6 protein-coding genes are annotated in these 15,621 nt (G+C 69.6%); 4 read left to right on the top strand and 2 right to left on the bottom strand.

The annotated features are described in order from the left end of the window. Nucleotides 1–31 precede the first annotated feature (31 nt). Nucleotides 32–1,405 carry an LVIVD repeat-containing protein gene (locus ACZ6Z4_RS01630; protein ID WP_465557034.1) on the bottom strand — a complete coding sequence of 458 codons (1,374 nt, stop codon included), beginning with the start codon at nucleotides 1,403–1,405 and terminating at the stop codon, nucleotides 32–34. 97 nt (nucleotides 1,406–1,502) lie between these two features. On the opposite strand from ACZ6Z4_RS01630, the gene ACZ6Z4_RS01635 reads away from it, so the two are divergent. The 3 genes from ACZ6Z4_RS01635 to ACZ6Z4_RS01645 are packed head-to-tail and all read left to right on the top strand — an operon-like array spanning nucleotide 1,503 to nucleotide 3,612. Further along, nucleotides 1,503–2,141, top strand: coding sequence for a DUF305 domain-containing protein (locus ACZ6Z4_RS01635; RefSeq protein WP_465557036.1), 639 nt, complete (start codon nucleotides 1,503–1,505; stop codon nucleotides 2,139–2,141). Continuing rightward, nucleotides 2,141–2,884: an SDR family oxidoreductase gene (locus tag ACZ6Z4_RS01640; protein ID WP_465557038.1), complete on the top strand. Its 744-nt coding sequence runs from the start codon at nucleotides 2,141–2,143 to the stop codon at nucleotides 2,882–2,884. Before ACZ6Z4_RS01635 ends, ACZ6Z4_RS01640 begins: the two co-directional genes overlap by 1 nt. Beyond that, on the top strand, nucleotides 2,884–3,612 hold the full coding sequence (locus tag ACZ6Z4_RS01645) for a DNA alkylation repair protein (RefSeq protein WP_465557040.1): 729 nt from the start codon (nucleotides 2,884–2,886) through the stop codon (nucleotides 3,610–3,612). The genes ACZ6Z4_RS01640 and ACZ6Z4_RS01645 overlap by 1 nt, the downstream gene beginning before the upstream one ends. A 52-nt stretch (nucleotides 3,613–3,664) precedes the next feature. On the opposite strand, the gene ACZ6Z4_RS01650 is transcribed toward ACZ6Z4_RS01645, so the two are convergent. Next, nucleotides 3,665–5,641 carry a tachylectin-related carbohydrate-binding protein gene (locus ACZ6Z4_RS01650; protein WP_465557042.1) on the bottom strand — a complete coding sequence of 659 codons (1,977 nt, stop codon included), beginning with the start codon at nucleotides 5,639–5,641 and terminating at the stop codon, nucleotides 3,665–3,667. 252 nt (nucleotides 5,642–5,893) lie between these two features. Here ACZ6Z4_RS01650 and ACZ6Z4_RS01655 point away from each other — a divergent pair, with 252 nt between their 5' ends. Then, complete coding sequence (locus ACZ6Z4_RS01655; RefSeq protein ID WP_465557044.1) at nucleotides 5,894–15,616, top strand: polymorphic toxin-type HINT domain-containing protein; 9,723 nt, start codon at nucleotides 5,894–5,896, stop codon at nucleotides 15,614–15,616. Nucleotides 15,617–15,621: the final 5 nt, after the last annotated feature.

Here is a 15,621-nt window from a genome sequence, read left to right on the forward strand (position 1 = left end):
GGCCAGTGACCCCGGAGCGTGATGTAAGCGCTTAGCCCCAGAACGCCGGCTGCGTCTGCACGTTCAGCTCTTTGAGCTTCACCCGGTTGGCCGGATCCGTCCGCCGGTCCTTGATCTTGAACACGTCGAACGCCGTCACCGACTCGGTGCCGTAGATCGCGCCGTTGTAGTAGTAGACCGACCAGTAGCCACCGAACGACGCCGGGTCGCGCGGCGGGCGGTCGAAGTAGCCGATCTCCTTCGGGTGCGCGGAGTCGGTGAAGTCCCAGACCGAGAAACCGCCCTGGTACCAGGCCTGGACCATGATGTCGCGGCCCTTGACCGGGATCAGCGAGCCGTTGTGCGAGACGCAGTTCTCGTCGGTGGCCTGGTGCCGGTCGATCTTGTAGTAGCTGCGGAACTGCAGCTTGCGGTGCTTGATGTCGAAGACCGCGGTGGCGCCCTTGTTCGGGCCGACCTCGGGGTTGCACTCCGCGCCGCCACCGCCGCCGAGCTCGTCCATGAAGACGACCTTGCTGCCGTCGCCGTTGAAGGTGGCGCCGTGCCAGAAGGCGAAGTTGGCCGCGTCCTGGACCCGGTCGATCACCTTCGGCCGCTCCGGCCGCGAGATGTCCAGCAGCACACCGTCACCCATGCAGGCCGCGGCGGCGATGTTCTTGGCCGGGAACGCGGTGATGTCGTGGCAGCCGCTGGTCGCCGAGCCGGTCGGGCTGCCAGGGAACCCGCCGTCCGGGAACAGCACCGGCGAGGCCACCACGGCGGCCTGCTCGGGGTGCCGCAGCGGGACCTTGACGATGTCGACCCGGTCGTTCGGCGGCTGGCAGTCCGGGTACGTCGCGTTCGGGTTGTACGACGAGTTGTAGACGTACACCGAGCGCTTCAGCTTGTCCGGGACCAGCGTGTGCGTGTGCGAACCGCAGCGGGTCTCGACGGCGGCGACGTAGCGCGGGTTGCGCGGGTCCTTGACGTCGAAGACCTTGATCCCCTCCCACGACTCCTTGATCGTCGGCGACTGCGCGACGCTCTGGCAGGAGTTGTCGCTGCGGGACGAGTCGGTGCTCAGGAACAGCAGGCCGTCGTAGATGCTGATGTCGTTCTGGCTGCCCGGGCAGGAGACCTGGCTGACCAGCTGCGGCTTGGCCGGGTTGCCGATGTCGTAGATCGCGAACCCGGAGTAGTTCCCGACGTACGCGAGCTTGCCGGCGAAGGCGATGTCGGTGTTCACCCCACCCGCAAGCGGGCCGGTCATCGGCGCGCTGGCCAGGTGGGTGATGTTGTCGCTCTTGGCGGCACCGGTCTCCGGCGGCGTGGGGACCTCCGCGGAGGCGGCACCGGACAGGCCGGTCAGACCGGCGATCAGGGCTATGGAAAGGCTGAGACGGACGAGCGTGCGTGGGCGGCGCATGCCGGGGTCCCTTCTGTGCAGTTGAATCGATCGATTGCCTCAGGGTAAGCGTGATAGACACTGTGGGGAAGCGATTTGCCACGAAGAGTGAGGTGCTGTGAGGAACTTCGCCCTGCCACTGGTCGCCGCCCTGGGGTTCGCCCTGACCGGGTGCAGCTCGAGCACGCCCGCGGCCGCCCCCGCCCCGACCCCGTCGCTGCCGGTCATCGTCCCCGGTACGCCGGGCGGCCCGAATCGAACGCTCGCCACAGCGCCGACGTCGGCCGCCTCCACGGACCCCGACGACCTGACGTTCCTGAGCGACATGATGATCCACCACAGCCAGGCCCTGGTGATGGCCGAGCGCGCGCGGACGGCCGCGGCGAACGCGCAGGTCAAGGCGCTGGCCGACCGGATCCGGGTCGGCCAGAAGCCCGAGATCGCGGCGATGCGCCAGCTGCTCACCGAGCGCGGTGGCACTCCGCCGGCGCTCGAGCACGTGGAGCACAGCGACCACTCCGGGATGCCCGGGATGGCGACGCCGGCCGAGCTGGCCAAGCTGCTGCACTCCACCGGACCGGCGTTCGACGCCCTGTTCCTGACCTTGATGATCAAGCATCATGAGGGCGCGCTGGCGATGAGCGCGACGGCGATCGAGAAGGGCGCCGACCTGCGGATCGGCGAGCTGGCCCAGGACGTAACCGTCACCCAGACCAAGGAGATCAGCACCATGCGACAGCTCCAGAAAGCCCTGTGATGGGCGTCCTGGACGGCAAGGCCGCGCTGGTCACCGGTGGTTCGCGTGGGATCGGTGCCGCGATCGTCCGCCGGCTCGCGGCGGACGGCGCCGCGGTCACCTTCACGTACGCCGCTTCGCAACAGGCCGCCGACGAGGTGGTCGCGGAGGTCGGGGCCGCCGGCGGTCGCGCGTACGCCGTACAGGCTGATCAGGCCGATCTCGCTGCGCTCCCAGGACTGTTCGAAGCCGCGGCCGAACCGGCCGGCGGGCTGGACATCCTGGTCTGCAACGCGGCCCGCTCGATGGTCAAACCGCTCGCCGACGTCACCGAGGACGACTACGAGCAGATGCTCGGCACCAACCTCAAGGGCCCGTTCTTCGCGATCAAGCGGGCCGGCGAGGTGCTGCGCGACCACGGCCGGATCATCACGGTCTCGACACTGAACACCAGCTTCCCGGTCCCCGGCATCTCCCTGTACGCCGGAAGCAAGGGCGCCCTCGAGCAGGTCACGAAGGTCGCGGCCCGCGAGTTCGGCCCCCGCGGCATCACCGCGAACGTGGTCTCGCCCGGAGCGACCGACACCGACATGTTCCGCGACTCCAACCCGCCGGAGGCCGCCGAGCTGCTGGTCGGACTGACCGCGCTCGGCCGGGTCGGCGAACCGGCGGACGTTGCGGACGTCGTCGCCTTCCTCGCCGGACCGGACGCGCGCTGGCTGACCGGCCAGAACCTACGCGCCAGCGGGGGCCTGCTGATCTGATGCCGACCGTGGACGACCTGCTCGCCGCCATCGACGCGGAGGCCGACGCCGGCACCGCGGCGATCCTGTCCGGCTACTTCCAGGTCAAGCCCGGCGGCTACGGCGAGGGCGACGTGATGATCGGCGTCAAGCTCTCGACGCTGCGCGGCATCCTCAAGCCGTACCTGCGCGCCGGGCTCCCGCTGCCCGACCTCGAGGAGGCGCTGCGCAGCCCGGTCCACGAGCACCGCCTCGCCGTCCTCTGCCTGCTCGCCGACCGCGCCGACCGCGCGCTGAAACCGCGGACCGCCGACCCCGGCGAGGTCGCCGCGATCTTCGACCTCTACCTGCGCAACACCGAGCACGTGAACAACTGGGACCTGGTCGACTGCAGCGCCGCCGAGATCGTCGGCGGCCACCTGCTCGGCCGCCCCGGCGACGTCCTGCACACCCTGATCCGCTCCGAGCTGATCTGGGACCGCCGGATCGCGCTCGTCGCCACCCACCGCTTCATCCGCGCCGGCGACAGCACCGACATCTACGACCTGGTCCCCGAGGTCCTCGACGACCGCGAGGACCTGATCCACAAGGCCGCCGGCTGGATGCTCCGCGAGGCCGGCAAACGCGTCTCCGCCGACGAGCTCCTGGCCTTCCTCGACCAGTACGCCGCCCGGATGCCGCGCACGATGCTCAGCTACGCCGTCGAGCACCTGACGCCGGAGACCCGCAAGCACTACCGGAGCCTGTGAAACACGAAGGTGGGCCACCTGGCTGGTGACCCACCTTCGCGCCCGTCAGGTCTCAGGACACCTTGTGGGTGCCGAACACCGGGTCAGCGGTCGACTTCGCGGCGAACCCACTGACCAGCTGGGTGGTCGCGACCCGCACCTGGAAGTTCTGGTTGTACGTCGCGATCGCCCACTTCTGGTCGCCGCCCGCGGTGTAGACGAACGCCGTCGGGTCGGTCGGGTACTGCTCGTCGTAGCCGGTCGGGACCGCCTTGAACTGCGGGAACTGACCCGAGCCCTGGATCAGCTCCTGGGCGAACCAGATCTGGTTGTCGCTGCCCCGGGCCACGATCTCGATCAGCCCGGAGTCCGGCGACATCACCGCGGACGGCTGCCCGGGCCACACCTGCGCCGGGTCGCCGACGACGTCCCACGTCCCGGGCCACGTCGTACCAGCGGCGGTCTGCTTCTGGGTCTTGATGTGCCCGTCGGCGTCCCGGGCGACGACGCGGAGCAACTGGCCGGGGTACTGGACGACCGACACCTTGCCGGTGAAGTCGCTGCCGCCGAGGCTGCTGAACGCCGACAGGCCGGTCCCGCTCCAGCTCGCCGACCAGAAGGTGCCCGCGACGTCGCGGACGATCACGATCAGCGTGTTGTTCGGGCCGGGCGCGATCACCGGCGTACCGGACGACAGCACCGGGCCCGTGAACTTCGACCAGGGCAGGAACCCGTTGGCCAGCGGCGCTTGCCGCTTGCCCCAGAGCACCCCGTCGCCGTCGACCGCGAACAGCACCAGCTTGTTCGTCGCCGGCGACTTCCCGGCCGCGGCGTCCGAGGCCACCAGCCCAGAGCGATCCTGCAGCTCACCGACCAGCGCGGTGTCGGCGCCGGTCTGCGTCCGGGCCTGGATCCGGCTGTCGGTGCCGTGCATCGAGATGTCGAGCTTGCCGTCGGCCCCTTCGGCCAGCGCCGGCGTACCGGTGAAGGCGTTCGGGCCGTGCAGCGGCGTCCACGCCGTACCGCCGAAGTCGACCGGGTCCGGGGTGTGCCCCCACTTGGCCTGGCCGATGTTGTCGGTGTGCGCGAACTCGACCGCACCGTCGGCGGACTGCAGGACGTTGAGCTGCGGGTAGCTCTGCTGCGGCACCGACGGCGTCGCCGGGATGTACGACTTGGTCAGCTTGCAGGCGTTCGAGGTCGCGAACACGTTCAGGAAGTTCTGCCAGCTGGTCCCGATCTGGCGGGCGTTCACCAGGAAGGTGTTGGTCTCGCGCTTGTACCGGTACTGCAGCATCTGCCCGGCCGCGTTGATCCCGACCACGATGTCGGCGCCCGGTGACAGCATCGTCTTGTAGTTCGTCCAGCTGCTGTTGCCGGTCTGGATGTAGTCGAGGTACCGGTCGCTGGTCGGCTCGTAGTGGTACCGGTGCAGCGATCCGTCGTTCCGGACCGCCTCCAGTACGCCGTCGCCGACGGCGGTGAGCGACGTGAAGGCGCCGAACCCGGTGCCGACCGGCTGGACGCTGAACGTGTTGGTGACGGGGTCGCGCCGGTACCGGCTGAGCTGGCCGTTGTCCTCGATCAGGTAGACGTCACCGCGCGCGTCCATGGTGATCTTGTTCTTCCGCGCGGGCTGCGACCAGCCGGCGAAGATCTTGCCCAGCGACCGGAACGACACGTCGAAGGTGCTGCCGTTCCAGTGGTACTGGTAGGTGCCGGCGGCACTGATCGCGTAGATCCAGCCGTCCGGGCCGCCGAGGATCTTGCCGAACTGGTCCCAGCCGCGGCCGCCGATCTGAACCGGGTTGCGGGCCAGGATCGGTTCGGCGTTGCTGCTCAGGTCGTTGAAGTCGTAGCGCATCAGCTCACCCGCGGCGGTCACCGCGAAGACCGGCTGCACCGTCGTACAGGTGACGTCGGCGTCGTCGGCCTGGGCCGGCGCGGTGATCGTGGACAGGCCACCGGTGAGCAGGCCTGCGGTCAGTGCGGCGGCGGCGAGCCGTCGCCGCCGGCGGCCGGGCCGGTGGGTGGACAGGGTGCGGACCATGGGAAACCCCCAGTACTCGGACGATGCATGCGAGAGGCCCGCCCCGAGCCGCATGCCCAGTTCGACGGCGGGTCAGGGGAGACCGCCGGTCGGCTCGGAGACTAGCCCGGATCGCCTTGTCTGGCAGGGTTTCTGCAGCAAGTTGCAACCGGCCACCAGATCACTGGCCAGCGTGATCGCCGCGGTGCTAGCTTCCTCGCGTTGTCGTCGCTCGGGGGACGAGTAGGACAACTTTCGCTAGGGGTACTCCACATGGCTGGATCGCTTTCGCGCGCCCGGAAACGGGCCGTCCGTCGTTGGTCGGCCAAGGGGCTGGCCGTACTCCTGGCCACCGCTGTCTGCGCGGGGTCCGCCAACTACGCCGCCGCGGTGCCGCAGCTGCGCGGTGCCGACGGTACGCCGTCCAACCACCGCACGCAGCCCGCGCCCGAGCAGCGCGAGGGTTCGGCGGCCGGCCAGCCACATGAGGTCGGCGAGAACCGCAACCACACCGTGCCGGCCAGTCTCAAGGCGCGCTACCCCGATCTCCAGGTCGGGCAGAAGCCGACGCCGGTCAGCACGGTGAAGGTGCTGCCGCCGGTCAGCCCCGCGACGCCGAAGGGCTTCGACGCCCGGACGAGTCGCGAGATCGACCGCGGCCGGTACGAGACGACGTACGCGAACGCCGACGGCACCCAGACCACCGCGGTCTCGACGACCCCCAGGAACTTCCAGCGTCCGGACGGCTCGTGGGCCCCCGCCCGTACGACGCTGAGCCGCGACCGGGCCCTGACCGGCAACGGCTGGCGCAGCTCGGGCGACAGCGTCACGTCGACGCTGGCCGCGAAACTCACCGCCGGCCGGCCGGTCGCCGAGGTCGTGCTGAGCGGCGGCCAGAAGGTCGGCTGGGGCCTGAGCGGCGCCCAGCCTGTTGCCGGGACCCAGGCGGGGACCGACACCGTCCGGTACGCCGGCGTCGCGCCCGGCGCGGACCTCGAGCTCACCAGCCAACCGGGCGGCGTCAAGGAGACCGTGATCCTGCGGTCGAAGACGGCCGCGCGCAGCTTCGTCTTCCCGCTGCACCTGGACGGGCTGACGCCGCGGCTCGACGGCCGGGAGGTCGCGCTGGTCGATGCTGAGGGCAACAAGAAGGCGGTGATCCCGGCCGGGTTCATGGCCGATGCCGCGGCCGCGACGTCGAGTGACGTCAGCTACGCGCTGGTCGAGCAGGACGGCAAGCCGGCGCTGAAGGTGACGCCGAGCAACGACTGGCTGGACGCGCCCGGCCGGGTCTACCCGGTCCGGATCGACCCGACGGTGAAGGAGGTCGAGTCGTCGGCGGCGCTGACCGTCCGCGACTCCGGCAGCTACGTCGGCAACAGCGACTTCATGGTCGGCCGGCAGAACGGCAACCGCGCGGCGGCGTACCTGAAGTTCGACGTCAGCGCGCTGGCCAACCACACGGTCTTCGGCGCGCAGTTGCAGGTGAGCAGCTTCCGGGCGCCGTCCTGCACGCCGCGGCCGGTGACGGTCTACCCGGTGACCGGCGCCTGGACACCCGACCCGAGCCTGAGGTACCCGGGCCCGGCGGTCGGTGCGGCGCTGACGTCCAAGACCTTCGCGCAGGGGTACATCGCGAGCGGTTCCACCACCTCGAAGTGCAAGCCGGTGCCGATCGCGTTCGACCTGGGCGCGAACGGCGCCACGCTGGTGCAGCGCTGGGTGACCACGCCGGCGTCCAACCAGGGCCTGTCGCTGCGCGGGCCGGTCGGTGACGACGGTTCCTGGAAGCTGTTCGCCGGGACCGGGTCTGACATCACCAACCCGCCGACGCTGTTCGTCACGCACTCGGAGTACAACGCGTCGTACCAGGTGCTCGGGCAGCCGAAGCCGCCGGTGCTGCAGAACCAGGACGGCAAGCTGCAGATCAGGGTGAAGAACCTGAGCGCGGCCGCCTGGGCGCCGTCGCAGTACTACCTGAAGACCGTCGTCACCGACCTGAACGACCGGCAGCTCTACCAGTACCGCGGCGCGAGCCTGCCGACCACGATCGCGCGCGGCAGCAGCGTCACGCTCGACGCGACGATCAAGGCGATGAGCGCCGGCACCGGGGTGAAGCAGTACCGGGTGTACTTCACGATGGCGAAGGTCGGCGGGCCGGACTTCACCACCGAGAAGGTCAGCCCGGCCCGGATCGCGATCGAGGTCCGGAACCTGCCGCCGGTCGTCGACCAACTGTCGCCGGACAACGGCTACCGGACCCAGACGCTCACCCCGCAGCTGTGGGGACGCGCGTTCGACATCGACGCACCGACGTCGAGTGTCACCTACAGCTTCGAGATCTGCGAGAAGACGGCCACGGGGACGTTCACGGGGTGCACGAACTCGCCGTACCAGGCCGCGGGCAACTACACCGTCCCGGCCGGGCGGCTGGCGTGGAACAAGGAGTACGCCTGGCGGCTGTCGGCCAAGGACGCGAACGGCGGCGTCACGGTGTCGCCGCCGGCACCCGAGCGGGTGTCGCTGCTGACCGACGTACCGCAGCCCGAGATCACCTCCCGGCTCGCGAACGCGCCGCACGGCAGCGGGGACCAGCCGTTCGACCCGAACCTCGGAAACCAGTTGGTGTCCGCCGTCGACGCGTCGATCCCGGTCGCCGGGCCGGAGCTCGACGTCGTCCGGACGTACAACAGCCTGGACCCGCGGCGGACCGGGGTGTTCGGCGCGGGCTGGTCGAGCAAGTACGACCTGAAGCTCGTGCCCGAGGCCGAGGGCAGCGTGCTGATCACCTACCCCGACGGCCAGCAGGTCCGGTTCGGCAAGAACCCCGACGGCACGTACGTCGGACCCGCCGCGCGTCAGGCCGGGCTCACGTTCAGCGCGACGACCAACACCTGGGCCTTCAAGGACGGCAACGCCAACACCTACACGTTCTCGGTGTCCGGCAAGCTCACCCAGATCAAGGGCCGCTGGGGCAAGCCGATGCTGTTCGAGTACGGCACCGACGGCAAGCTCCTGCGTGTCACCAGCCAGCAGGGCAACAACCGGTCGTTGACCTTCACCTGGAACGGCACCCGGATCGCCTCCGTGAGCACGCAGCCGGTCGACGGCGCCGCGCTCAAGTGGACCTACAGCTACACCGGTGACCTGCTGACCTCGGTCTGTGGGCCGGACGGCAAGTGCACGACGTACGGGTTCGCGCAGGGCTCGCACTACCGGACCTCGGTCACCGACAGCAAGCCCGAGCTGTACTACCGGATGAACGACGACGGCGCCGTCGCCGCGAGCGAGGTCACCGTCGACTTCGGCAAGGACAACGGCACCTACAAGGGCGTCGCGAACAACGTCGCCGGCGGGCTGACCGGGTCCAGCGACACCGCGGCGTCGTTCAGCGGGACCGCCGGGCCGTCGTACCTGGACCTGCCCAAGGGCGCGATCCGGAAGAACCGCAACCAGTCCGTCGAGATGTGGTTCCGGATCGTCTCCAAGGGCCGGGCGAACCCGTTGCTGGGTTACCAGAACGGCCAGATCGAGGCCATCTCGACGGCCGGCCTGCCGGTCCTGTACGTCGGGTCGGACGGCAAGCTGCGTGGCCAGTTCTGGAACGGCGCCGCGGCGCCGATCACCACCACCGCGACCGTTGACGAAGGCAACTGGCACCACGTCGCGCTGACCTCGGACGGCGCGACCCAGACCCTGTACGTCGACGGCGCGCAGATCGGCACCAGCACCGGCCGCAACGTCGACCACCTCGGGATGGTCGCGAACCAGGTCGGCGCGGCCTACGCCGTCGCGCCCGGAGCCTGGCCGGGTTGGGGAACGGCCACGCGCAACTACCTGGCCGGTGCGGTCGACGAGGTCGCGGTGTACTCGCGGCCGCTCAGCGCGGACGTCGTCGCGGCGCACTACAAGCTCGGCCGGAACGCCTCCGACCAGCTCACCACCGTCACCCAGCCGAGCGGCAAGGTGGTCTCGGCGGCGAAGTACGACACCGCGACCGAGCGGATCGCCGAGCTGACCGACGACGACGGCGGGCTGTGGAAGATCGGCGCGCCCGCGCTCAGCGGGAGCTCGACCGACTTGCGCCGGACCGTCGAGGTGCGCGACCCGGCCGACCGCCGCTACTTCTACGAGTACGACGGGATCGGCGGCTGGCTGCTGCGGGCCGGCGTACCGAACGGGCTCGGCACGCGCGAGGAGGACCTGCCGCCGGCGCCGCCGCCGACCACGACTCCGACGCCCTGCAACACGCCGGACCCGAACGATCCGCAGTTCTGCGTCGTCACGCCGGGGTCCGGGTCGCAGGACCCGATCTTCGACTGGCACGCCCTGGACGGCATCGCCGTGCGGAGCTACGAGTACGACAAGTCCGGGCAGCTGATCAAGACCACGAACGAGAACGGCGAGACCGCCACCCTCGCCTACGACGTCCGCGGCAACAACACGTCGCGGACCACCTGCCGCACCGGCGCGACCGACTGCCACACCAGCTACACGACGTACCCGCTGAGCGGGCTGACCGATCCGCTGGACCCGCGCTGGAGCCTGCCGACCGAGTCGCGGGACGGGCGTGCGACGAGCGCGACCGACCCGACCGCGCGGACGGCGTACACCTATCTGCCGCAGGGCGAGCTGGTCACGCAGAACAGCACCGAGGCGGGAACGGTCCGCAACACCTACACCGACGGTACCGAGGCCGGGCCGACCGGGCTGATGCCGTCCGGCCTGGTCCGGACCACGACCGACGCCCGCGGCGCGGTCACGACGTACGACTACCACTCGACCGGGCAGCTGGCGAAGGTCACCAGCCCGACCGGGCTGGCGACCACCTTCGGGTACGACGCGGTCGGGCGGAAGACCAGCCAGACCCAGATCTCGGACGCGTTCCCGAGCGGGGTCACGACGACCTTCACGTACGACGCGGCGTCGCGGCTGCGGACGACCACCGGACCGGTCACCACCGACAAGGTCACCGGCGCCGAGCACCAGCAGCGCGTCACCGTCTCGTACGACGACGACGGCAACATGACCGCGCAGGAGTCGGTCGACCTGATCGGTGGCGGCGAGCCGCGGGTCACGACGTACACCTTCGACGACCGCAACCGGCTGGCCCGGCAGACCGATGCCGGCGGCCACGAAGTCCAGTTCTCGTACGACGCCTTCGGCAACCAGACCATGATGGTCGATGCCAACGGCAACCGGTACGAGTACGCCTACACGGCCCGGAACGCGATCGCCGAGGTCCGGCTGGTCGATGCCGACAGCACCGACGACACCGGGTACAAGGTGATCCGGTCGGTCGGTTACGACGCCGTCGGCCGGCAGGTGCGCGAGACCGACGCGATGGGCCGGACGACGCAGACGCTGTACTACACCGACGGCCTGGTGAAGTCCCGGATCCTGAAGGACTTCCACAACCCCGACGGCAGCAAGCGCGACATCGTCCTGGAGACCAACACCTACGACGGCGCCGGGAACCTGATCCGCCAGGTCAGCGACAACGGCAAGACGACGATCGCGTACACCCGCGACGCGGCCGGGCGGGTGAAGACCAGCACGCTCGACCCGGGCGGGCTGGACCGCAAGACCACGCTGACGTACGACATCGCCGGCAACGTCCTGACCAAGTCCGAGACCGGCGACTTCTCCAACACCCACCAGCAGATCTCCGGACTCGAGCGGCGCACGACGTACGGGTACGACGCGGCCGGACGGCAGACGTCGCAGACCAGCTGGCTGGACGCGACCAACGGGCTGACCACCAGCTGGACCTACGACCAGCGCAGCCTGCAGACCAGCATCACGCCGCCACGCGGCAACGAGTCAGGCGCGGTCAAGGCCGACTTCACCACGACGTACGCCTACGACGAGCTCGGGCGGCAGGACGTCGTCACCCAGCCGAAGGTCGCCGTCGAGTCCAACGGCCAGCCGGCGGTTGTCGCGGCGCCGGTCACGACGGTCGGGTACGACGCGTTCGGGCAGCCGGTCTCGGCGAAGGATGCCCTGGGCAACGTCGGGACGACGGTCTACGACCAGGTCGGGCAACCGGTCGAGAGCAGCGGGCCGTCGTACACGCCGCCGGGCGGGACGGCGATCACGCCGAAGGTGCGCACGGCGTACGACCCGAACGGGAACGTCGTCGCGGTCACCGACGCGCGGGGTGCGACCACGCGGTACGGGTACGACCGGCAGGACCGGATGGTCGTCCGCGACCAGCCCGCGAGCAGTGACGCGGAGCGGGCGGTCTGGCGCTTCGAGTACACCGGGAACGGGGACCTGCGAAAGACGATCGACCCGCTGGGCGGGACCACCGAGTCGACGTACGACGATCTGGACCGGGTGATCACGTCGACGCAGGTCGAGCGCAAGCCGGTCACCGACAACCTGACCACCCGCTACACCTACGACGATGCCGGGCGGGTGCTCAGCACGGTGTCACCGTCGGGGGCGACCGGCCGGACCGAGTACGACAGCGTCGGCCAGCCGGTGAAGGCGATCGACCCGTCGAACGTGACCACCCAGTTCGGGTACGACTTCGCCGGCCGGCAGGTCGAGTCCGTCGACGGGCTCGGCCGCATCCAGCTGACGACGTACGACCTGGCCGACCGGATGGTGGCCGGGAGCGACCTCGACGCGGCCCAGAACGTGGTCCGCCGGACCAGCTACACACTCGATGCCGACGGCAACGTGCTGACCCTGAAGCCGCCGGTCGGCGCGACTGTCAGCTACGGCTACGACGCACTCGGCCGGCAGGTCTCGCAGCAGGAGCCGGTCTCCGCGACCGAGACGCTGTCGACGAGCTTCGGGTACGACGCGGCGGGCAACCAGACCCGGTACACGGACGGGCGCGGGAACTCGACGTACACGAAGGTGAACAGCCTCGGGCTGGCTGAGTCTGTGGTCGAGCCGTCCACTGTCGCGCATCCGGCCGCGGCTGACCGGACCTGGACGACGTCGTACGACGCCGCCGGGAACCCGGTGAAGGTGGTCGCGCCCGGCGGGGTGACCCGCGACCGTGTCTTCGACGCTGCTGGTCGCCTGACGGACGAGAACGGCGCGGGCGGGACCGGCGTACCGGCGGCTCAGCGCAAGCTCGGGTACGACGTGCTCGGGCGGGTCACCGCGGTGAACAGCATCGGCGCGGACAACGTCTACACCTACAACGACCGCGGCCAGATGCTGAGCGCCAACGGGCCTTCGGGGTCGGCGACGTTCAGCTTCGATGCCGATGGTGCGATGGTCCGGCGTACGGACGCGGCGGGGGTCGCGGACTTCGCGTACACGAACGGCCGCTTGAGCACGATCACCGATCCGGTCAGCCGGACGCAACAGACCCTCGGGTACGACGCCGCCGGGGCGCCGAAGACGATCAACTACGGGCTCGGGCGGACCCGCACCTTCGAGTACGACGCTCTCGGCCGGTTGAAATCGGACGGCCTGAAGAACAGCGCGGGCGCGACGGTCAGCTCGGTCGCGTACGACTTCGACCTCGACGACCGCCTCACGGGCAAGACGACCACCGGCGTCCAGGGCGCCGGCGCGAACACCTACACCTACGACGAGGCCGGGCGCCTCAAGACCTGGACGGGCGGCGGCAAGACCACGTCGTACGGCTGGGACGCTGCAGGTAACCGCACCTCGATCGACGGCAAGACCGCCCGGTACGACGAACGCAACCGGCTGATCACCGACGGGACGTCGGACTACAGCTACTCCGCCCGCGGCACACTGCTGTCGAAGACCAACGGCTCGACGACGGACGCGATGACGTTCGACGCTCTGGACCGGATGGTTTCGCAGGAGGGACGCGCGTACTCGTACGACGGGGCGGATCGCCCGGTGGTCGGCAACGGGACGACGATGCAGTACAGCGGGTCGTCGAACGAGGTCGTTGCTGACGGCACGCAGATCTACGGGCGCGGGGTCGGCGACGAGATCCTCTCGGTCGCCCAGGGAACGACGAAGCGCCTGCTGCTCTCCGACGGGCGCAGCGACGTCATCGGCGGGTTCGATCCGGCTGACGCGACGCTGGGCGCGCTGCCGGATTCTCGGAGCTTCGACCCGTTCGGCAAGCAGTTGGCCGCTGGTGGGCTGAAGTACGGCGTCGGCTACCAAGGCGACTGGAGCGACCCGGCCACCGGCCAGGTCAACATGGGCGCCCGCTGGTACGACCCGGAGTCGGGGACGTTCGACTCGCGCGACACCATCACGTACTCCGGCGGACCGTCGGTGGCCGCGAACAAGTACCTGTACGGCAACGCGAACCCGGTCACGCACACCGACCCGACCGGCAACGCGGCGATCGACGACTACGGACCGATCACCCAGTCGTGCAGCTTCAAGCCGGGCAAGCCGCCGAACACCGGCGGCGGCAACAACGACGGCGGCGCCGACCGCAGTACCGGCAAGGGCTTCGACGCGTCGAAGGCCAGCTACGTCGTCCCGACGAAGACCCTGCCGATCGGCCAGCACCTCGAGTGCCGCTGGGACCGCGGCAAGATCAACTGCGACCCCCGCCGCTGCCCGCCGCCGAAGGACCCCTGCCCCCCGAACTGCGGTCCGGGCGGCGACGACGACGGCGGCGACGACGACGGAGGCCCCGGCGACGGCGGCCCCGGCCCCGGCTCCACCGCGAAGCCGAAGCCCAAGCCGGTCGACCCCGCCGTCAAGGCGAGAGTCCAGCTGGAGAAATCCGTCAAGTACGCCCCCCAACCGAACGCGACGGGCGTCACCGACCCACTCTTCCGCCAGGGCAACCCCCTGAACGGAGGCGGCGGCAGCCTCAAGGACCTGATCAAGGACGTCCGCAAGTCCGTCACCGACCTGTTCGAGAAGGCCGTCAACACCGTCGGCCCGATCGTCCAAGACGTCGTCAAAACCCTCTCCGACCCGGTAGCCACCGCCGAAGCCCTCCGCAAGGCCGGCGACTGGGTAGCCGACCACAAGGGCGACCTCGGCCATGCGGCGCTGGACGTCATAGGCCTGATACCGGTCGTCGGCGAAGTCGCCGACCTGGCCAACGCAGCCTGGTACGCCGCCGAAGGCGACTACGTCAACGCAGCCCTCAGCGCCGCCTCAGCGATCCCATTAGCCGGCTACGCAGCCACCGCGGCGAAGGGCGCGAAGTACGTCAACAAGGGCATCAAGGCGGCCAAGGAAGCCAAGACTGTCGCCAAGGGCACCAAGGACGCGGCCGAGGAGGCGTCGACAACCGTCGGCAAGGCCGTCGACGGCGGCTGCAAGTGCTTCCCCGCCGGCACGACGGTCGACACGGCCGACGGCCCGAAACCGATCGAGGACATCAAGGTCGGCGACGAGGTCTGGGCCCGCGACCAGGTCACCGGCGAACGCCGCCTGCAGAAGGTCACCAGCCTGTTCAACAAGCAGGCCTCCGACCTGATGACCATCACCCTCACCGACGGCGGCCAGGTCCCGGTCACCACCGAGCACCCCTTCTACACCCCCGACCGCGGCTGGATCGAGTCCGGCGACCTGAAACCAGGCGACAAACTCCTCCAGGCCGACGGCAAGTCAGCCGTCATCGCGACGATCACCCGCACCACAAAGAGCACCACGGTCTACAACTTCGCCGTAGCCAACGACCACAACTACTACGTAGGCCCCTCCAGCCTCCTGGTCCACAACTGCCCGCCCATGGGCAGCTTGGACGACCTGGTGGACAACCTGTCCGACAACACGTTCTTCCACTACACCGACGAGGGCGCGCTGTCGAAGATCCTCGACTCGAACAAGTTGAAGGCGAACAGCGCCGGCAAGGTGTTCGTGACCCAGGGTCAGTACAGTGCCGAGGAGGCGTGGACGCATCTGTTCGCGGGCAACCCGAAGTATCTCGGCAAGGGCAGTCACATGGTCGCGTTCGAGATGCTGGAGGGTGCCGGTCTCCGGGCCGGCGAGCAGGCGAACGAATTCATCCACCAAGGCAGCCTCAAACTGGGACGAATCCTGTACGCCGGACCGAATGTCTTCGGGAAGTGACGCTC

It is taken from the genome of Kribbella sp. NPDC104740, from assembly GCF_055583505.1.

Coding starts and splice junctions, on each gene's coding strand:
- ACZ6Z4_RS01630 (WP_465557034.1), bottom strand. CDS start 1,405: ATGCGCCGCCCACGCACGCTCGTCCGTCTCAGCCTTTCCATAGCCCTG.
- ACZ6Z4_RS01640 (WP_465557038.1), top strand. CDS start 2,141: ATGGGCGTCCTGGACGGCAAGGCCGCGCTGGTCACCGGTGGTTCGCGT.
- ACZ6Z4_RS01645 (WP_465557040.1), top strand. CDS start 2,884: ATGCCGACCGTGGACGACCTGCTCGCCGCCATCGACGCGGAGGCCGAC.
- ACZ6Z4_RS01650 (WP_465557042.1), bottom strand. CDS start 5,641: ATGGTCCGCACCCTGTCCACCCACCGGCCCGGCCGCCGGCGGCGACGG.
- ACZ6Z4_RS01655 (WP_465557044.1), top strand. CDS start 5,894: ATGGCTGGATCGCTTTCGCGCGCCCGGAAACGGGCCGTCCGTCGTTGG.